Raw genomic sequence first — 16890 nt, 5'->3', positions numbered from 1 at the left:
GGATTGGTTGGAGCAGGAGCGCAGCCTTTGAGATTTTGGGGCCGCTTTGCGGCCCATCGCGACACAAGGCCGCTCCCACAAAGACACTGCGCACGCCGGCCCATGTGGGGGTTGCTGTGTCGGCCGCTGGAGGGAGCTTGCGCTCGGAACGCGGCTATTACGCAGTTTTGCCACCGCGCAAGCGGCGGGGGGCGTTGATCGAGCGGTTCGTGGATTGGTTGGAGCAGGAGCGCAGCCTTTGAGATTTTGGGGCCGCTTTGCGGGCCATCGCGACACAAGGCCGCTCCCAAAAAGACACTGCGCACGCCGGCCCATGTGGGAGCGGCCTTGCGTCGCGATGGGCTGCGCAGCAGCCCCGGCAATCTAGACCACGAAGTTCAGATGCTCGCCCCGGTGCAAGTCCAGCTCCAGCATGTCCACCATCCCCGCTGCGATCCTGGCCAAGCGCCGCAACGGCTCAGCCAGCCCAGGCTCCAGCGTCCCTTCGGTATTGCGAAAATGCTCCATGCCCAACCCGGCCAGTTCCTGCGGTGCATTGATCAGCGTCCAGTGCAATGCACTGCGCTGCAACCCATCAACCACTTGGGCCACGCAATCCCGCTCCATCTCGCTGTACTTGCTCGGCTCATCCAGCACATCGAAATCGCCCACAAGCAGCAGCCGGCGTATAGTCGTATGCGCAAGCCCCGCCACCAGCGCCTCGCTCAAGCGTGCCTGCCCCGGCAGGTCACCCGGCGCCAGCGCTGGTAACAGAGCGATCACCGCCGAGCCGCCCGCTGCGCCCTGCTCCGCCTGGTGGGCATCACCCAGCCCCCCTATCTTGAAGTGCAGGCCCGGGCGCGGCGAATGGCGGTTGAGGTCGTCCACCACGGCGATGACTTCGTGCTGGCGCGACAACAGCTCGACCATCAGGGCATTGCCCAGGCTGCTTTCAGGCCCGAACAGGACCAGTTTGAACACTGGGGTTTCGGCGTTTTTCACTGCATCACTCCCGTTGCAGGTGGTGATGGTTGGACCGCAATCAGGAGTTATCGTGCAGAGGATCAAGGGTTACCACGCCCACGTTTATTACGACGCAGCCACCATGGAGCAGGCCCGCGAACTGTGCGAGGAGGCGGCGCGGCTGTTCCCCGTGACCATGGGGCGTATGCACCAGAAACCGGTTGGGCCGCATCCAGACTGGAGTTGCCAGCTGGCGTTCGGGCCCGAAGTGGTGGGGGTGGTATTGCCTTGGTTGGCGCTGTACCGCAAGGGCCTGGTGGTATTCATGCATCCGGAAACCGGGGATGAACTGGCGGATCACCGGGATCATGCGATCTGGATGGGGGCCGTGCGGCCCTTGAATCTGTCGATTTTTGGGGGCTAGGCGGGGGTAGCCTGTGCTGGCCTCTTCGCGGGTGAACCCGCTCCTACAACGATAGCGCAGAGCCAGAGGGTGGCGCTGGCCCCGTAGGAGCGGGTTTACCCGCGAAGCAGACGACGCGGTTTAGCGGCGTGCGCCACGCACCCCTTCAGCCAATGCCGAGCACAGGCTCAATACATCGGTCACCGCCTGATCGGCGCTTTGGGCCTGGGCGATCTTGTCGACCAGTGCCGAGCCCACCACCACGCCATCGGCCAGGCGGGCAATGTTCGCAGCCTGTTCCGGCGTGCGAATGCCGAAGCCAACGCTGATCGGCAGATCGGTATGCCGGCGCAGGCGGGCAATGGCTTCGGTCACATGCTCGGTGGTCGCCGAACCTGCACCGGTTACACCAGCCACCGACACGTAGTAGACGAACCCGGAGCTGCGCTCCAGCACGCGCGGCAGGCGCGCGTCGTCGGTGGTCGGGGTGGTCAGGCGGATGAAGTCGATGCCTGCAGCCTGGGCCGGGGTAGCCAGTTCGGCGTCGTGCTCTGGCGGAAGGTCGACGATGATCAGGCCATCGACGCCCGCGGCCTTGGCTTCAGCCACGAACGTGTCCACGCCAAAGCGGTGGATAGGGTTGTAGTAGCCCATCAGCACGATCGGCGTGGTCTGGTTATCCACACGGAATTCGCGAACCATCTGCAGGGTCTTGGCCAAGGTCTGACCAGCCTCAAGGGCGCGCAGGGTGGCCAGCTGGATGGCCACGCCATCGGCCATCGGGTCGGTGAACGGCATGCCCAGCTCGATCACGTCGGCGCCAGCAGCCGGCAGGCCCTTGAGGATCTGCAACGAGGCGTCGTAGCCCGGGTCGCCAGCTGTGACGAAGGTGACCAGTGCCGAGCGGCCTTCGGCCTTCAGCTCGGCGAAGCGTTGTTCAAGACGGCTCATGCGTGTTTCTCCTGGGCGGCCATGTGGTTCATGACGGTTTGCATGTCTTTGTCGCCGCGGCCCGACAGGCACACGACCATCAGGTGGTCCTTGGGCAGCTTCGGTGCGCGCTTGATCGCTTCGGCCAAGGCGTGGGAGCTTTCCAGGGCTGGAATGATGCCTTCCAGACGGCAGGTTGCGTGGAACGCATCCAATGCTTCGTCATCGGTGATGCTGACGTACTCGACGCGCTTCACCTCATGCAGATAGGCGTGCTCCGGGCCGATGCCCGGGTAGTCCAGGCCTGCGGAAATCGAGTGGGCATCGGTGATCTGGCCGTCTTGGTCCTGCAGCAGGTAGGTGCGGTTGCCGTGCAATACGCCCGGTACGCCGCCGTTCAGGCTGGCGGCGTGCTTGTCGGTGTGTACGCCGTGGCCACCGGCTTCAACGCCGATGATCTGCACGCTCGGCTCTTCGAGGAACTCATGGAACAGGCCCATGGCATTGGAGCCGCCGCCGACGCAGGCAACCAGGCTGTCTGGCAGACGGCCTTCCTTCTCTTGCAACTGGGCACGGGTCTCTTTGCCGATGATCGACTGGAAATCGCGGACCATGGCGGGGTACGGGTGTGGGCCAGCCACGGTGCCGATCAGGTAGAAGGTGTCTTCGACGTTGGTAACCCAGTCACGCAGGGCTTCGTTCATGGCGTCTTTCAGGGTGCCGGTGCCGGCGGTAACCGGCACGATCTCGGCGCCCAGCAGCTTCATGCGGAACACGTTCGCCTGCTGGCGCTCGATGTCGGTGGCGCCCATGTAGATCACGCAAGGCAGGCCGAAGCGCGCGGCGACGGTGGCGGTGGCGACACCGTGCATGCCGGCGCCGGTTTCGGCGATCAGGCGCTTTTTGCCCATGCGCTTGGCCAGCAGCACCTGGCCGATGCAGTTGTTCACCTTGTGCGCGCCGGTATGGTTGAGCTCTTCACGCTTGAAGAAAATCTTCGCCCCGCCGCAATGCTCGGTCAGGCGCTCGGCGAAGTACAGCGGGTTGGGGCGGCCGATGTAGTCGCGCTGAAAGTAAGCCAGCTCTTCAAGGAACTTGGGGTCTGCCTTGGCCGCTTCGTATTCGCGGGCCAGGTCCAGCACCAGTGGCATCAGGGTTTCGGCCACGTAGCGGCCGCCGAACGAGCCGAACAGGCCATTGGCGTCGGGGCCGGGGCGGTATTGGGACTGGGTCATGGGGCGCTCCAAGGCGTAGTGAATGAGTGATGGGCTTTACTCTAACCACGGCAAGCTCGGCTGAAAACCGATAAGATTGCGTAAACTTGTCAGAAAAACTCACAGGTAAAATGGCCCACGACCTCCCTCCCCTCAATGCCCTGCGCGCCTTCGAGGCTACAGCCAGGCTCAACAGCGTCAGCCAGGCGGCGGAAGCGCTGCACGTGACCCACGGCGCTGTCAGCCGGCAGATCAAGGTGCTTGAGGAGCATCTGGGCGTAGCCCTGTTCGTCAAGGACGGGCGTGGCATCAAACTCACAGATGCCGGTGTGCGTCTGCGCGATGCCAGCGGTGAGGCCTTCGACCGGCTGCGCAGCGTGTGTTCCGAGCTCAGCCGTGATGTGAGCGAGGCGCCATTCGTGCTGGGCTGCTCGGGCAGCCTGCTGGCGCGGTGGTTTATCCCGCGGCTGGGGCGGTTGCAGGCGGATTTGCCTGAGCTGCGCTTGCACCTGTCGGCGGGTGAGGGTGACCTTGACCCGCGGCGGCCCGGGCTGGATGCGTTGCTGGTGTATGCCGAGCCACCGTGGCCGGCGGACATGCAGGTGCACGTGCTGGCCGAAGAATGCATCGGGCCGGTGCTCAGCCCACATTTCGCAGGTTTCCAGCGCTTGCAGGGGGCGCCCGCCAAGGCATTGTTGGGCGAAGCCTTGCTGCACACCACTTCACGCCCGCAAGCGTGGCCAACCTGGGCGGTGCAACAGGGCCTGGACCCGACGGCCATTCACTATGGCCAGGCTTTCGAGCACCTGTATTACCTGCTGGAGGCTGCCGTGGCCGGATTGGGCGTGGCGATTGCACCGCAGCCACTGGTCGCCGATGACCTGCGGGCGGGCCGTTTGAGTGCGCCTTGGGGCTTTTCACCTACCCAGGCGGCGCTGGCATTGTGGGTGCCACGGCGCGCCGCAGACGGGCGCGCCGAGCAGTTGGCGCAGTGGTTACGGGCGGAACTTGCGCGGCAGAGCGCTTAGTTTCGCTTGCATATCAGGTAGGCCGCCAGCAGGCCCAGCGCACCAATGGCCACACCGGCGGTGGTGTAGGGGTGCTCCTGGGCGTAGTCCCGGGTGGCTATGCCGGTCTGGCGAGTGCGCTGCTTCACTTCCTCATACGCATCGCTCAGTAGGCTGCGCGAATGACGCAGTGCGCTTTCAGCGTTGCTGCGGATTGCCTTCACCGACTTCTGGGACTCTTCCGACGCATCATGCTTGAGGTGTTCCAAGCTTTTCAGAAGGCTCTCGATCTCCGCTTCCATGCTTTCCAGGGATGTTTTACGCAGCGAGTTGCGGTGCATGTTGACTCTCCTTTGCAGTATGGGCTGTAAGGATTGCGACCCTTGGGCTGCGTGAAAGTGCGATCGAACTTTCGCTGACAGTGACCGCTCGCAGGTAAACCAGGCCTGCGCTGCTAGGCTGAATCTCACCGTCAACCATGGAGAGCACTCATGACCGATCATCACACCTACAAGAAAATCGAGCTGGTCGGGTCTTCGCCCACCAGTATCGAAGAGGCGATTAACAATGCTCTGGCCGAAGCCGGTAAAAGCATCAAGCACCTGGAATGGTTCGAAGTGGTCGATACCCGCGGCCATATCCGCGACAACAAAGCGGCGCACTTCCAGGTCACGCTGAAGGTCGGCTTCCGTATCGCCAATAGCTGAAACAACGTTGGGTTGTATGATCCCGGCGTGATGAGGTATTCAGAAAAGGGGCGCCTTGGTGGGGCCCCTTCTGATTTCATCTGCACAAGGAACGCGAGTGATGAACAAACTGATTCTGGCGCTGGGCCTGATGACCCTGGCCGGTGGTGCGCTGGCAGCGGGCAAACCGTGCGAGGAACTGAAGGCGGAAATTGCGGCCAAGCTGGATGCCAAGGGCGTCACTGGCTACAAGCTGGAGATCGTCAAGAAAGGCGACCCGGCGGGCAAGGTCATTGGTAGCTGTGAGGCCGGGACCAAGGAGATTGTTTACCGCCGCGGCTGATGCGTTTGCCCTTTCGCGGACTTGCCCGCTTCCACAGTCAACCTATGGGAGCGGGCGAGCCCGTGTCGAGGGTCACTCGGCCTTGAGGGCCTGCGCCATCAGCTCATATGACCGAATGCGGTCCGCATGCTCATACAGGTCACAGGTAAAGATCAGCTCATCCGCACCCGTCTGTTCCAGCAGCACTTCTACCTTGGCCTTTACCTTCTGCGGGCTGCCGATCATGGCCAGCCCCAGGAAGCTGGCCACCGTCTCCCGTTCATGGGGCAACCACAGCCCATCCATGCTTTCCACGGGTGGCTTCTGCATCAGGCTCTGTCCGCGAATCAGCGCCAGGATGCGCTGGTAGACCGAGGTGGCCAGGTATTCGGCCTTCTCGTCGGTCTGCGCCACCACCATGGGAATGCCCAGCATCACATACGGCTTGTCCAGCGTGGTCGAGGGCTTGAAATGGTTGCGGTACACGCGAATGGCCTCGTGCATGTAGCGTGGCGCGAAATGCGAGGCGAAGGCGTAGGGCATGCCGCGCATGCCCGCCAGCTGGGCACTGAACAGGCTGGATCCCAGCAACCACATCGGCACGTCGGTGTCGTGCCCCGGCACTGCGATCACTTTTTGATCATCAGTGCGTGGCCCGAGGTAGCGCGAAAGCTCCTCGACATCGTCCGGGAAGTCATCTGGGCCGCCAGCGCGGTCGCGTCGCAGGGCATAGGCCGTCATCTGGTCCGAACCCGGCGCACGGCCCAGACCAAGGTCGATACGCCCCGGATACAGGCTGGCCAAGGTGCCGAACTGCTCGGCGATCACCAGTGGCGCATGGTTGGGCAGCATCACCCCGCCAGAGCCCACGCGAATACGTGAGGTGCCACCGGCCAGGTAGCCGATCAGCACCGACGTCGCCGAACTGGCGATGCCGTCCATGTTGTGGTGCTCGGCCACCCAGAAGCGGTTATACCCAAAGCGCTCGACATGCTGCGCCAGGTCCAGCGAGTTGCGCAGCGATTGCGCGGGGCCGGCGTCGGCGCGAACGGGCACCAAGTCCAGGGTGGAAATCTTCAGGTCACGCAGCTGCGTCATGGGGCCTCCGCAAGAGTGATTGGCCAGAGGCCGTTTTGATTCTGTATGGGCGCATTTGTTGGATTCAATGCCTGCAGTCTAATTGCACTGAACTTGCAGCAGGCGGCAGGCCTCTGAACCGTAGGTAAGCAACCCAGTGACCAGGAGGCATCATGAAAAAGACAGCATCGGCGATCTGGCAAGGTGGCCTGAAGGATGGAAAAGGTCTGCTTTCTACCGAAAGCGGTGCACTCAAGCAGAACCCTTATGGCTTCAACACACGTTTCGAGGGCACGCCCGGTACCAACCCGGAGGAGCTGATTGGCGCGGCCCATGCCGGTTGTTTCTCGATGGCGCTATCCATGATGCTCGGCGAGGCGGGGCTGACTGCGGAGCGGATCGACACGGCTGCAGAGGTGACCCTCGACAAGCAAGCTGACGGTTTTGCCATTACAGCTGTGCACTTGGTGCTCAGGGCCAAGGTACCGGGGGCCAGCGAGGCTCAATTCCTGGAGATTGCCAACAAGGCGAAGGAAGGCTGCCCGGTGTCCAAGGTTTTGAATGCGAAGATCAGCCTGGATGCGGCGTTGGTGGGGTGAAACGGTGCAACGGTGGTGGTTTGCTGTAGTCTAAAGAACGTCGGCAGCGCCACTGCCCTTTCCAGGAGCCGTTCCATGATTCGCGTAGCTATCGCTGTGTTGGCTTCCCTTGTCGCCACGTCTGCGCTGGCGGCCGTCAAGCCTTGCGAGGAGCTGAAAACCGAGATCGAGGCCAAGATCCAGGCCCAAGGGGTTTCGTCCTATACGCTGGAGATCGTGCCCAACAGCGAGGTCAAGGACCAGAACATGGTTGTCGGGACCTGCGATGGTGGGACGAAGAAGATCATCTATCAAAAGAATGATCGATAAGCACCAAGGCCCGGGGCTGCAAGGCAGCCCCACATTCACGGTATGCAGAACACTTCGCTAGGCTCGTTCACCACCACCTTGCGGTTGGCGTCATACAGCAGCACCTGCGGCTCCATTACCGGCGCCCGCGCTTCCAGGCGATAGCGTTCGCCGGCTTTGAAGTTGTCAAAGCGTACGGTCAGGTAGCAGGTTCGGTCCCTGGGCTCGGACATGATGCCGCCCGAGTAGATTTCATAATCGAAGCGCACCACCAGTTCGTGCTTGCCCGGCGTCACCTGAAAATATCGGCCATCGTCCAGACGCTTGCCGTCGAGGCGGTCGGCCATGATCACCCGGCCGGGGGTCATGGTGTACAGATCGACCCAGGCCTGCTTGGGGTCGACGGGCGGCAAGGGGCTGGCGCAAGCCCCCAGTGCACTGAGGGCGATCAGCATCATGGGCTGGCGCATGGCAAAACTCCCACTTGCGATTTACAAGTAACAAGCATAGCGCCGTTTGTGCGGTTCAGGTGCGCTGACAACCCGCCGGCAGCCCTTGACCCAGCAGTTTTTGCTGGTGGTCGTAGAGTTTGATCCAAGGGCGGAAGCCAATGCTGCCGGCTTGCAGCTGATAACGCTGCCCGGCGCTGAAGTCCTTGAAGGTCAGCTTGACCTGGCAATCGCGCCACAATGGCTCCTCGACGGGGCCGATATTGCTGGGGTTAACCGGAAACTGATAGCGCACGGTCAGTTCGTGGCTGCCGGGTTGAACCTCGAAATAGCGGCTGTCAGCCCAGTCACGCTCATCTACCTGCACGGCGTCCAGCGACGTATTGTCGTAACGGGTGAGGTCGATCCAGGCCTGGTTCGGGTCTGGGTCTGGCAAGGTTGAACAGGCAGAGATCAACAACAGTGAGCCGGCGACCAACAATGCACGCATGGCGAAACTCCCCCTTGGCGAGATAGTCTTGGAGCGAAATGGTGTTGAGCGAGTCAGACAGTCCCGGATGCTTCGACTTTTTCTTATGCAGCGCTCAGGCCTTGGGGCACTCGACCGCATTTTCACCCGTTTGGTTCCGCTGCTTGCGGCGCTCCTGCTGAACGGTTGCAGCAATGCCGCCTACTACGGGCAGCTGGCGCAGGGCCAGTGGCAGTTGCTGCGGGCGCGGCAGCCTGTAGAGCAGGTATTGGCCGACCCTGCTACCCCTGCACCCTTGCGCGCGCACCTGCAACAGGCCGAACAGGCGCGGCTGTTTGCCAGCCAGCAATTGAAACTGCCAGACAACCGCAGCTACCGGGTATACGCCGACCTTGGACGCCCCTACGTGGTGTGGAACGTGTTCGCCACGCCCGAGTTGTCGTTGCAACCGGTAACGCACTGCTTTCCGATTGCCGGGTGCGTGGCGTACCGCGGCTACTACCAGCAAGGCGCGGCGCGAGGCGCGGCGGCGTTGATGCGTCAGGATGGCCTGGATGTGTACGTGGGTGGCGTGGAAGCTTATTCGACCCTGGGTTGGTTCGATGACCCGATTTTGTCGTCGATGGTGGGCTGGGGCGATGAGCGCCTGGCTACGTTGATCTTTCATGAATTGGCCCACCAGCGCTTCTATGTGCAGGACGATACCGAGTTCAATGAGTCGTTTGCCTCGTTCGTCGAGCAGGAAGGCACGCGGCAATGGCGTGCGGCGCGTGGGCTGACGGCGGTTGGCGGGGATCAGGGAAAGCAGCGCGACCAGTTTATCCGCCTGGTGTTGGCCAGCCGTGAGCGATTGCAGGCGATTTATGCGGAACCGTTGGATGATGCACACAAGCGCCGGGCCAAGCAGGCCGAGTTTGAGCGTTTGAGGCGTGAATACCGGCAGGTGCGTGATGGCCAGTGGGGCGGTGACAAGCGCTATGACGCCTGGATGTATGGGCCGATGAATAATGCCAAGTTATTGCCGTTCGGGCTATATGACCAGTGGGTGCCGGCGTTTGCGGCGCTGTTTCGTGAGGTGGGTGGAGATTGGGTTCGGTTCTACGCGCGGGTCGAGCATTTGGGGCGGTTGCCGATTGAAGCAAGGAAGGCGGCGCTGCAGCGTCTGATGGTTAGCCGTTGAGATTTTGGGGCCGCTTTTGCGGCCCATCGCGCCACAAGGCCCACAAAGGCCCTGCGGACGCCGATCGATGTGGGAGGGCCGGCTGCAAAGCAGCCCTGCTGGCCCTCAAGCCTTGCTAAAAGCCTGGTGCAAATCGGCTACCGTGGCGAAGTGGAAAGCGGGTTCTTCTGCCATCAGCTCTTCCCGGCTGCCAAACCCGTACCCCACCGCGACGGCCTGCAGCCCGTTGCTGCGCGCGCCGATCAGGTCATGCTTGCGGTCCCCGATCATCAGGGTGTGCGCCGGGTCCAGCCCTTCTTCATCCAGCAAATGGCGAATCAGCTCGACCTTGTTGGTGCGCGTGCCGTCCAGCTCACTGCCGTAGATCACCTTGAAGTGATGATCGAAAGCAAAGTGCCGAGCGATTTCGCGGGCGAATTCCCACGGTTTGGAGGTGGCAATGTACAGCGTGCGGCCCTGCCCGTTCAGGGCCTCAAGCAACTCCGGCACACCTTCGAACACGAGGTTTTCGTATAGACCGGTCACGCGGAAGCGTTCGCGGTAGAAGTTCACCGCATCCCAGGCCTTGGCTTCGTCGAAGCTGTAGAACTGCATGAAAGCCTGCAGCAGGGGTGGGCCGATGAAGTGTTCGAGGCGGGCCAGGTCCGGTTCGTCGATGCCCAGCTTGGCCAGGGCGTACTGGATCGAGCGAGTGATGCCCAGGCGTGGGTCGGTCAGGGTGCCGTCGAGGTCGAAGAGGATGTTTTGCTGGTGCATGTACAGGGTTCCACTTGAGTGCTGAGTGGCCTTCTTCGCGGGCATGCCCGCGAATGCGGTCATTCAGGTTGATCGTAGCCTTCGGCCAGGTGCTGGTCCTTGAGCTTCACGTAGTTGCCGGCGCTGTAGGAGAAAAATGCGCGCTCCTTGTCGTTCAGCAGCCGGGCCTGTTTCACCGGGCTGCCCATGTACAGGTAGCCACTGACCAGGCGTTTGCCCGGCGGCACCAGGCTGCCGGCGCCAATGATCACTTCGTCCTCGACGATGGCACCATCCATGATGGTGCTGCCCATACCCACCAGGATACGGTTGCCCAGGGTGCAGCCATGCAGCATCACCTTGTGCCCGATGGTCACTTCGTCGCCGATGATCAGCGGGAAACCATCCGGGTTGAAAGGCCCGGCGTGGGTAATGTGCAGCACGCTGCCGTCCTGCACGCTGGTGCGCGCGCCAATGCGGATGCGGTGCATGTCGCCGCGCACCACGGTCAACGGCCAGACCGAACTGTCTTCACCGATCTCCACGTCGCCCAGCACCACCGCCGAACGGTCGACGAAGGCCCTGGGCCCAACTTTCGGAGTGTGTTGCTGGAAGCTGCGAATGGCCATGATAGCGTCTCTCATCTGTGCCGATAGGCAGGCTGCCTGCTGCGGTCGGCGTCGATTGTAATTAAGATGGGGCAGTGTTTCTTCTGCCAAGGTATCCAAACCGTGACTGCGAACAACCCGCTTCTGCAATCCCACGATCTGCCGCCCTTCTCGCAAATTCGTGCCGAACACGTGTTGCCGGCGATCGAAGCGATCCTGGCCGACAACCGTAAAGCCATTGCCGAGATCCTCGAAAAGCAGGGCAAGAACCCTACATGGGCCGGCCTGGTGCTGGCCATGGACGAACTGAACGACCGCCTGGGCGCCGCCTGGAGCCCGGTCAGCCACCTCAATGCGGTGTGCAACAGCGCCGAGCTGCGCGAGGCTTACGAGTCTTGCCTGCCAGCCCTGAGCGCCTACTCTACCGAACTGGGCCAGAACCGCGCGCTGTTCGAAGCCTACCAGGCGCTGATCAACAGCCCTGAGGCTGCCGGCTTCGACGTGGCGCAAAAGACTATCCTCGAGCACGCCCTGCGTGACTTCCGCCTGTCGGGTATCGACCTGCCGGCGGACAAGCAGCAGCGTTACGCCGAAGTGCAGAGCAAGCTCAGCGAGCTGGGCAGCCGTTTTTCCAATCAGCTGCTCGACGCCACCCAGGCATGGACCAAGCATGTTACCGACGAAGCTGCGCTGGCCGGCCTGACCGATTCGGCCAAGGCGCAGATGGCCGCCGCAGCCCAGGCCAAGGGCCTGGACGGCTGGCTGATCACCCTCGAGTTCCCCAGCTACTACGCGGTGATGACCTACGCCAGTGACCGCGCCCTGCGCGAAGAGCTATACGCCGCCTACTGCACCCGCGCCTCCGACCAGGGCCCGAATGCCGGCCAGTTCGACAATGGCCCGGTGATGCGCGAAATCCTCGACCTGCGCCAGGAGCTGGCCGAACTGCTGGGCTACAAGAACTACGCCGAGCTGAGCCTGGCCACCAAGATGGCCGAGTCCAGCGACCAGGTGCTGAGCTTCCTGCGTGACTTGGCCAAGCGTTCCAAGCCGTTCGCCGCCCAGGACCTGCAACAGCTCAAGGCCTACGCTGCCGAACAAGGCTGCCCCGAGCTGGCCAGCTGGGATGCCGGCTACTTTGGCGAGAAGCTGCGCGAGCAGCGCTACAGTGTGTCGCAGGAAGCCCTGCGCGCCTACTTCCCGATCGACAAGGTGCTGGGCGGCCTGTTCAGCATCGTGCAGCGCCTGTATGGCATCGAAATCGCCGAGCTGAAGGGCTTCGACAGCTGGCACCCGGACGTACGCCTGTTCGAGATCAAGGAAAATGGTCAGCACGTTGGCCGTTTCTTCTTCGACCTGTACGCCCGCGCCAACAAGCGTGGGGGCGCCTGGATGGACGGCGCCCGTGACCGTCGCCGCACTGCCGGCGGCCAGCTGCAGAGCCCGGTGGCCAACCTGGTGTGCAACTTCACCCCGGCCGCGCCCGGCAAGCCCGCCTTGCTGACCCATGATGAAGTCACCACCCTGTTCCACGAATTCGGTCACGGCCTGCACCACATGCTGACCCGCATTGAGCATGCCGGCGTGTCCGGCATCAACGGTGTGGCCTGGGATGCGGTCGAGCTGCCCAGCCAGTTCATGGAAAACTGGTGCTGGGAGCCGGAAGGCCTGGCACTGATTTCTGGTCACTACGAAACCGGCGCCGCCCTGCCCCAGGACCTGCTGGACAAGATGCTGGCCGCGAAAAACTTCCAGTCGGGCATGATGATGGTGCGCCAGTTGGAGTTCTCGCTGTTCGATTTCGAGCTGCACGCCAGCCATGGCGACGGCCGCAGCGTATTGCAGGTGCTCGAAGGTGTGCGTGACGAGGTGTCGGTCATGCGCCCGCCGGCTTACAACCGCTTCCCCAACAGCTTTGCGCACATTTTCGCGGGCGGTTACGCGGCGGGCTACTACAGCTACAAGTGGGCCGAAGTGCTGTCGGCTGACGCCTTCTCGCGCTTCGAGGAAGAAGGCGTGCTGAACGCCGAGACCGGCCGCGCCTTCCGCGAGGCGATCCTGGCCCGTGGTGGTTCGCGCGAGCCGATGGAGCTGTTTGTCGACTTCCGTGGCCGTGAGCCTTCCATCGATGCATTGCTGCGCCACAGTGGTCTTACCGAGGACGCTGCAGCATGAGTGAGGTAGCTGTGAACAAGACCAAGAAGCGCTTCATTGCCGGTGCCGTGTGCCCGGCGTGCAGCGAGCCCGACAAGCTGATGATGTGGAACGACGACGGCGTACCGCACCGCGAGTGCGTAGCTTGCGGCTTTACCGACACCCTCAACGAGCAGGGCTTGTCGGTGCCGAAGGAACTCGGCACCCGGGTCAACCACCTGGCGCCGAAAGCGGCGCCGGCCAAGGTGCAGACCGTGCAGTTCTTCCCAAATCCGAAGCTGAAAAAGCCGGCTGAGTAATCCTGTCATGCCGCCCGGGTGCAATGCCCGGGCAGGCATGGACAGGTGTTAGATAGTCAGGCCACCTGGCGCAGGCTGGCCATGCAAGCTCTCTTGCTCATTTCTATCAGCAAGGTGATGCACCATGGCCAACCCTCTTCTGCAAGATAGCCATATCCCCGTCGATTACTCTTCCATCACCCTCGAAAACATGCAGGCGGCATTCGCTCACGTGCTGCAGGCACACGAGAACGGTGTCGAACGCATCATCCGTGATCAACGAACCATGCCCACCTGGGATGACATGGTGCTGGCGTTGGATGGGCTGGATAGCCGGCTGCTGGCAGTGTTGTATGCCGCCTCACCACTGGTCGGCCGGGATACGGCGTGGGCCAACGTCATCATTGATTTCTACCGGAAAGTGACGGCGCGCTTCGAGCAAAAATTCGCCAACACGGGTTTGCATGACCTGTATGCACGCTTGGCCGGCAGTGACATCGGCAAGCAACTGGATGTCGGGAAGCGTGCCACTTTGCGTTGGCACCTGGACAAGTTCGCCGCTAGCGGGGCGTTACTCGACACCGCAGGCAAAGCGCATCTGGCAGACCTTCAAGCGCAGATTGGCACTGCACGCGAGGCGTTCCGCAGCAACATCGACCGGCCTGGGTTGAACATCACCGATGAAGCGGAGCTGAGCGGCATCCCGCAGCGGGTACGTGACGAATTGGCTGCAAGCGCACAGCAAGCAGGTAAGCAGGGGTGGTTGATTGCGTGTGACACGGTGACTACGCGTGAGGTGCTCAAACATGCTGCCAACCGCCAGTTCCGTGAGCGGGTGTACCGGGCTTTTCACGCCCGCGGCGTCAGCCATGATCGGCAACAGGACAACCGCTGGTATCTGCAGCAACTGGCGCAATTGCTTGAGGAGAAGGCCCTCCTGCTCGGTTATTCCGGCCATCTGGAGCAGAGCCTGCAGGTGAAGAGTGCCGGTTCGGTAGACCAGGTGCGGGGCTTTCTCCACGATCTGGCCGATCATGTGCGACCTGCCATGTTGCGGTGGCGTTCGCAGGTGGAGTGTTGGGCTGCCGAGCAGGGCCTGGGCAAACCCCAACCCTGGGATTTCGAGTACCTGCGGTGTGCTTCGCGCAGCGTGTTTCCTGCCGAAGCGCTGCGCGATTACTTCCCGCTGAATACTGTTGTCAGTGCGTTGCAGCAATTGGCGCAGACGTTGTTTGGTGCAGTGCTGCAGCCCAAAGCGCTGCCTGTCTGGGATGACAGCGTGCAGCCGTTCGAGGTGTGGCAGGACAGCGCTTTCATTGGCTTTCTGTATCTGGATGCCGTGCAACACGCAGGCAAGCAGCCAGACGCGGTGTTTACCACCTATGTAAGGAATCGCCGGGTCGATGCAGAGGGTATCTGCCAGGCAGCCTCGGTGGTGGTGTTCAGTGATGTGCCGCAAGCGCTGTCAGGTTCGCAGCCGTTGCTCGATCATTTGTCACTGCGCAAGCTGTTCCATGAATTCGGCCATGCCCTGCACCACCTGCTGGTACGTACGACGAACCACGTCATGTCCAATGTGACTGAGCTGGGCACCGATGGTGTGGAGTTGTTCGGCAAGCTGTTCGAACGTTGGGTCTGGGACGCGGACTACCTGGTAGCGATCTCGGCGCGCACGCACGACGGCCGCCAACTATCCCGCAAGCAAGCCAATGAGTGCCTGCGGCAGCTACGGCAGCAGGGCGTGGAGGAGATCGCGGGTGATCTGTGCCTGGCGCTGTTCGACATGGACCTGCATGGCACACCAAACGATGGCAGGACCTTTGAACAGCGACTGGGTGATGCCCGCGCGCGTTGCGGTTACTGGCCACTCGCTGACTTTGAACATCCGGCGCATGCCTTCGACCACCTTGTGAACGGCTACGATGCGGGTTACTACGCCTACCTGTGGTCGGATGTGCATGCCTTCGATGTGTTCACCCGCTTCGAAGCCGAGGGCCTGTTGAACGGAGCCACGGGGCGGGCACTGCAGGAAGCACTGTTCGCCCCAGGGGCATCGCGCCCATTGCGTGAAGGCATCGAGGCGTTTCTCGGGCGGCAATCGAGCCAGGCAGCGTATCTCAGCTGGCATGGCCTGAGGTAGTCAGACCAGAGGTGCTGGAAAGATCACGGCATGCACGATACTGTATATGAGTACAGTATTCAGGTGAGCCATGATTCCTCCAGCACCGCAAAAGGGCCGTGGCACGGCGCACAACCCACACAACCGCTTTGCCCCTGGTCATTCGGTGGCGGAAGATGATGGCTGGTACCAGGAAGTGCCGCAAACCCAGGGTACCGAGGTGCGGATCGAGACAGCCAAGTCGGTGATCAGCCGCAACACTTCACCCGACCTCCCTTTCGATCGCTCCATCAACCCCTACCGTGGCTGCGAACATGGCTGTATCTACTGCTATGCCCGCCCCTCACACGCCTACTGGGACCTTTCTCCCGGCCTGGATTTCGAGACCAAACTGATTGCCAAGACCAACGCCGCCGAGGTGCTGGCACAGCAATTGAGCAAACCGGGCTACGTGTGCGCGCCGATCAATCTGGGCTCCAACACCGACCCGTACCAGCCGATTGAGCGGGAACAGTTACTGACCCGGCGCTTGCTCGAAGTGTTACTGCGTTTTCGTCACCCGGTGACCATTGTCACCAAGGGTTCACTGGTGCTGCGCGACCTTGACCTGCTGGCCGAGATGGCCCGCCAGCGCCTGGCACGAGTGATGATCAGCCTGACCACGCTGGACGACGGCCTCAAGCGCGTGCTCGAACCCCGAGCGGCCTCACCCGGTGCGAGGTTGAGGGCCATCCGGGTATTGCGTGAAGCGGGCGTACCGGTGGGTGTTTTGTGTTCGCCGATGATTCCGATGATCAACGACAGTGAGCTGGAACGCCTGTTGGAGGCGGCCAAGGAGGCCGGTGCGCAAAGTGCGGCGTACATGATGCTGCGCCTGCCGCTGGAGGTGGCGCCGTTGTTTGAGCAGTGGTTGCAGGACCATTACCCGCAGCGGGCAGCACATGTGTTGAGCCTGATCCGCCAGAGCCGTGGTGGCGAGCTGTATGACAGCCGGTTCGGTGTGCGCATGCGTGGTGAAGGGGTGTTTGCCGAGTTGCTGGCGCAGCGCTTTGCCAAGGCAATGAAACGGCTGGACTTCGAAGGGCGCGAGGCGCAGGCGCTGGATTGCTCGGCGTTCTGCCCGCCGGGTGGGCAGATGGCGCTGTTCTGACATGAACCCGCCCCACCAAGGGCTGCGCATTGCTCACAACGCAACTAATAACAACCAATAATTGCGCTAATACATATTGGCAGCTGATGTTTTTTTGCTATTATCCAGTTCCCGCCTTTTTCATCTGGAACGCCCGTTCTAGAGCCTTCGAATTAAGTTTCAGTTAAGTTTTCCCCGCTAGCGTAGGTAATAAGTCCACAGCGACTGTGATCTATGGCCCGTGCGTGTCATCTAAAACCCTGCATAGCCTGAATCTTTCACCGGTAAAATGGATTTACCT

General features: G+C 62.0%; 20 protein-coding genes and 1 pseudogene. 12 read left to right on the top strand and 9 right to left on the bottom strand.

Annotated elements, in window-relative coordinates; translation table 11 throughout:
- Nucleotides 1-108: 108 nt before the first annotated feature.
- Nucleotides 109-242: pseudogene (locus tag ACTJJN_RS09885) on the top strand (choline sulfate utilization transcriptional regulator); the annotation flags it as partial.
- A 121-nt stretch (nucleotides 243-363) separates the two neighbouring features.
- On the opposite strand, the gene ACTJJN_RS09880 reads toward ACTJJN_RS09885, so the two are convergent.
- Nucleotides 364-981, bottom strand: coding sequence for an NAD(P)H-binding protein (locus ACTJJN_RS09880; protein ID WP_003253087.1), 618 nt, complete (start codon nucleotides 979-981; stop codon nucleotides 364-366).
- A 52-nt stretch (nucleotides 982-1033) separates the two neighbouring features.
- Between ACTJJN_RS09880 and ACTJJN_RS09875 the strand changes: the two genes are divergently transcribed.
- A complete protein-coding gene (locus ACTJJN_RS09875; RefSeq protein ID WP_003253084.1) occupies nucleotides 1034-1366 on the top strand; it encodes a DOPA 4,5-dioxygenase family protein in 333 nt (110 codons plus the stop codon).
- Nucleotides 1367-1486: 120 nt separating this feature from the next.
- Here ACTJJN_RS09875 and trpA read toward each other — a convergent pair whose 3' ends face one another.
- A complete protein-coding gene (trpA, locus tag ACTJJN_RS09870) occupies nucleotides 1487-2296 on the bottom strand; it encodes a tryptophan synthase subunit alpha (RefSeq protein WP_047603773.1) in 810 nt (269 codons plus the stop codon).
- Complete coding sequence (trpB, locus tag ACTJJN_RS09865) at nucleotides 2293-3510, bottom strand: tryptophan synthase subunit beta (protein WP_004575268.1); 1218 nt, start codon at nucleotides 3508-3510, stop codon at nucleotides 2293-2295. Before trpB ends, trpA begins: the two co-directional genes overlap by 4 nt.
- Nucleotides 3511-3620: 110 nt before the next feature.
- On the opposite strand from trpB, the gene ACTJJN_RS09860 reads away from it, so the two are divergent.
- Nucleotides 3621-4517 (top strand): LysR family transcriptional regulator, encoded by an 897-nt coding sequence (locus ACTJJN_RS09860; protein ID WP_003253079.1) that lies wholly within the window; start codon nucleotides 3621-3623, stop codon nucleotides 4515-4517.
- Here ACTJJN_RS09860 and ACTJJN_RS09855 read toward each other — a convergent pair.
- Nucleotides 4514-4837, bottom strand: a complete 324-nt coding sequence (locus ACTJJN_RS09855) for a DUF883 family protein (protein WP_003253078.1) — start codon at nucleotides 4835-4837, stop codon at nucleotides 4514-4516. The two genes, ACTJJN_RS09860 and ACTJJN_RS09855, sit on opposite strands and share 4 nt — an antisense overlap.
- A gap of 150 nt (nucleotides 4838-4987) precedes the next feature.
- Here ACTJJN_RS09855 and ACTJJN_RS09850 point away from each other — a divergent pair, with 150 nt between their 5' ends.
- Together ACTJJN_RS09850 and ACTJJN_RS09845 are read left to right on the top strand one after the other, a co-directional pair.
- On the top strand, nucleotides 4988-5203 hold the full coding sequence (locus ACTJJN_RS09850; protein ID WP_003253076.1) for a dodecin: 216 nt from the start codon (nucleotides 4988-4990) through the stop codon (nucleotides 5201-5203).
- A gap of 100 nt (nucleotides 5204-5303) precedes the next feature.
- A complete protein-coding gene (locus tag ACTJJN_RS09845; protein ID WP_003253075.1) occupies nucleotides 5304-5525 on the top strand; it encodes a DUF1161 domain-containing protein in 222 nt (73 codons plus the stop codon).
- 72 nt (nucleotides 5526-5597) lie between these two features.
- On the opposite strand, the gene ACTJJN_RS09840 is transcribed toward ACTJJN_RS09845, so the two are convergent.
- Nucleotides 5598-6602, bottom strand: coding sequence for an LLM class flavin-dependent oxidoreductase (locus ACTJJN_RS09840; RefSeq protein WP_014754954.1), 1005 nt, complete (start codon nucleotides 6600-6602; stop codon nucleotides 5598-5600).
- A gap of 152 nt (nucleotides 6603-6754) precedes the next feature.
- Here ACTJJN_RS09840 and ACTJJN_RS09835 point away from each other — a divergent pair, with 152 nt between their 5' ends.
- A complete protein-coding gene (locus tag ACTJJN_RS09835) occupies nucleotides 6755-7180 on the top strand; it encodes an OsmC family protein (protein ID WP_003253070.1) in 426 nt (141 codons plus the stop codon).
- 75 nt (nucleotides 7181-7255) lie between these two features.
- Complete coding sequence (locus tag ACTJJN_RS09830; protein ID WP_003253067.1) at nucleotides 7256-7489, top strand: DUF1161 domain-containing protein; 234 nt, start codon at nucleotides 7256-7258, stop codon at nucleotides 7487-7489.
- A 35-nt stretch (nucleotides 7490-7524) separates the two neighbouring features.
- Here the strand turns inward: ACTJJN_RS09830 and ACTJJN_RS09825 are convergent, their stop codons facing one another.
- A complete protein-coding gene (locus ACTJJN_RS09825; protein ID WP_011953134.1) occupies nucleotides 7525-7938 on the bottom strand; it encodes a PA0061/PA0062 family lipoprotein in 414 nt (137 codons plus the stop codon).
- Between the two features lie 55 nt (nucleotides 7939-7993).
- Nucleotides 7994-8407 (bottom strand): PA0061/PA0062 family lipoprotein, encoded by a 414-nt coding sequence (locus tag ACTJJN_RS09820; protein ID WP_003253063.1) that lies wholly within the window; start codon nucleotides 8405-8407, stop codon nucleotides 7994-7996.
- A gap of 85 nt (nucleotides 8408-8492) precedes the next feature.
- Between ACTJJN_RS09820 and ACTJJN_RS09815 the strand changes: the two genes are divergently transcribed.
- Nucleotides 8493-9566, top strand: a complete 1074-nt coding sequence (locus tag ACTJJN_RS09815) for an aminopeptidase (RefSeq protein WP_440781216.1) — start codon at nucleotides 8493-8495, stop codon at nucleotides 9564-9566.
- 105 nt (nucleotides 9567-9671) lie between these two features.
- Here ACTJJN_RS09815 and ACTJJN_RS09810 read toward each other — a convergent pair whose 3' ends face one another.
- Together ACTJJN_RS09810 and ACTJJN_RS09805 are read right to left on the bottom strand one after the other, a co-directional pair.
- Complete coding sequence (locus ACTJJN_RS09810; protein WP_004575264.1) at nucleotides 9672-10322, bottom strand: HAD family hydrolase; 651 nt, start codon at nucleotides 10320-10322, stop codon at nucleotides 9672-9674.
- A 59-nt stretch (nucleotides 10323-10381) separates the two neighbouring features.
- Nucleotides 10382-10930, bottom strand: coding sequence for a gamma carbonic anhydrase family protein (locus ACTJJN_RS09805; RefSeq protein WP_004575263.1), 549 nt, complete (start codon nucleotides 10928-10930; stop codon nucleotides 10382-10384).
- 102 nt (nucleotides 10931-11032) lie between these two features.
- Here ACTJJN_RS09805 and prlC point away from each other — a divergent pair, with 102 nt between their 5' ends.
- From prlC to ACTJJN_RS09785, 4 genes are all read left to right on the top strand, one after another.
- Entirely contained in the window at nucleotides 11033-13084 is a 2052-nt protein-coding gene (prlC, locus tag ACTJJN_RS09800; protein ID WP_003253055.1) for an oligopeptidase A, read from the top strand.
- Nucleotides 13081-13362, top strand: coding sequence for a YheV family putative zinc ribbon protein (locus ACTJJN_RS09795; RefSeq protein ID WP_003253053.1), 282 nt, complete (start codon nucleotides 13081-13083; stop codon nucleotides 13360-13362). Before prlC ends, ACTJJN_RS09795 begins: the two co-directional genes overlap by 4 nt.
- Nucleotides 13363-13486: 124 nt before the next feature.
- Nucleotides 13487-15481 carry a M3 family metallopeptidase gene (locus ACTJJN_RS09790; protein WP_088512655.1) on the top strand — a complete coding sequence of 665 codons (1995 nt, stop codon included), beginning with the start codon at nucleotides 13487-13489 and terminating at the stop codon, nucleotides 15479-15481.
- A gap of 70 nt (nucleotides 15482-15551) precedes the next feature.
- On the top strand, nucleotides 15552-16610 hold the full coding sequence (locus tag ACTJJN_RS09785) for a PA0069 family radical SAM protein (RefSeq protein WP_003253048.1): 1059 nt from the start codon (nucleotides 15552-15554) through the stop codon (nucleotides 16608-16610).
- The last annotated feature ends 280 nt before the right edge of the window (nucleotides 16611-16890 follow it).

Origin of the sequence: Pseudomonas sp. 22515 (assembly GCF_052044625.1) — a bacterium.
Lineage (GTDB): Bacteria > Pseudomonadota > Gammaproteobacteria > Pseudomonadales > Pseudomonadaceae > Aquipseudomonas > Aquipseudomonas alloputida.
This window is presented reverse-complemented; position numbering and strand designations above follow the sequence as displayed.

Bases quoted from the DNA above. Each gene is read 5' to 3' on its own strand.
- trpB (WP_004575268.1), bottom strand. From the start codon at position 3,510: ATGACCCAGTCCCAATACCGCCCCGGCCCCGACGCCAATGGCCTGTTC.
- ACTJJN_RS09815 (WP_440781216.1), top strand. From the start codon at position 8,493: ATGCAGCGCTCAGGCCTTGGGGCACTCGACCGCATTTTCACCCGTTTG.
- ACTJJN_RS09845 (WP_003253075.1), top strand. From the start codon at position 5,304: ATGAACAAACTGATTCTGGCGCTGGGCCTGATGACCCTGGCCGGTGGT.
- ACTJJN_RS09820 (WP_003253063.1), bottom strand. From the start codon at position 8,407: ATGCGTGCATTGTTGGTCGCCGGCTCACTGTTGTTGATCTCTGCCTGT.
- ACTJJN_RS09790 (WP_088512655.1), top strand. From the start codon at position 13,487: ATGGCCAACCCTCTTCTGCAAGATAGCCATATCCCCGTCGATTACTCT.
- ACTJJN_RS09825 (WP_011953134.1), bottom strand. From the start codon at position 7,938: ATGCGCCAGCCCATGATGCTGATCGCCCTCAGTGCACTGGGGGCTTGC.
- ACTJJN_RS09850 (WP_003253076.1), top strand. From the start codon at position 4,988: ATGACCGATCATCACACCTACAAGAAAATCGAGCTGGTCGGGTCTTCG.
- ACTJJN_RS09855 (WP_003253078.1), bottom strand. From the start codon at position 4,837: ATGCACCGCAACTCGCTGCGTAAAACATCCCTGGAAAGCATGGAAGCG.
- ACTJJN_RS09785 (WP_003253048.1), top strand. From the start codon at position 15,552: ATGATTCCTCCAGCACCGCAAAAGGGCCGTGGCACGGCGCACAACCCA.
- trpA (WP_047603773.1), bottom strand. From the start codon at position 2,296: ATGAGCCGTCTTGAACAACGCTTCGCCGAGCTGAAGGCCGAAGGCCGC.
- ACTJJN_RS09860 (WP_003253079.1), top strand. From the start codon at position 3,621: ATGGCCCACGACCTCCCTCCCCTCAATGCCCTGCGCGCCTTCGAGGCT.
- ACTJJN_RS09805 (WP_004575263.1), bottom strand. From the start codon at position 10,930: ATGGCCATTCGCAGCTTCCAGCAACACACTCCGAAAGTTGGGCCCAGG.
- ACTJJN_RS09810 (WP_004575264.1), bottom strand. From the start codon at position 10,322: ATGCACCAGCAAAACATCCTCTTCGACCTCGACGGCACCCTGACCGAC.
- ACTJJN_RS09795 (WP_003253053.1), top strand. From the start codon at position 13,081: ATGAGTGAGGTAGCTGTGAACAAGACCAAGAAGCGCTTCATTGCCGGT.
- ACTJJN_RS09830 (WP_003253067.1), top strand. From the start codon at position 7,256: ATGATTCGCGTAGCTATCGCTGTGTTGGCTTCCCTTGTCGCCACGTCT.
- ACTJJN_RS09835 (WP_003253070.1), top strand. From the start codon at position 6,755: ATGAAAAAGACAGCATCGGCGATCTGGCAAGGTGGCCTGAAGGATGGA.
- ACTJJN_RS09840 (WP_014754954.1), bottom strand. From the start codon at position 6,602: ATGACGCAGCTGCGTGACCTGAAGATTTCCACCCTGGACTTGGTGCCC.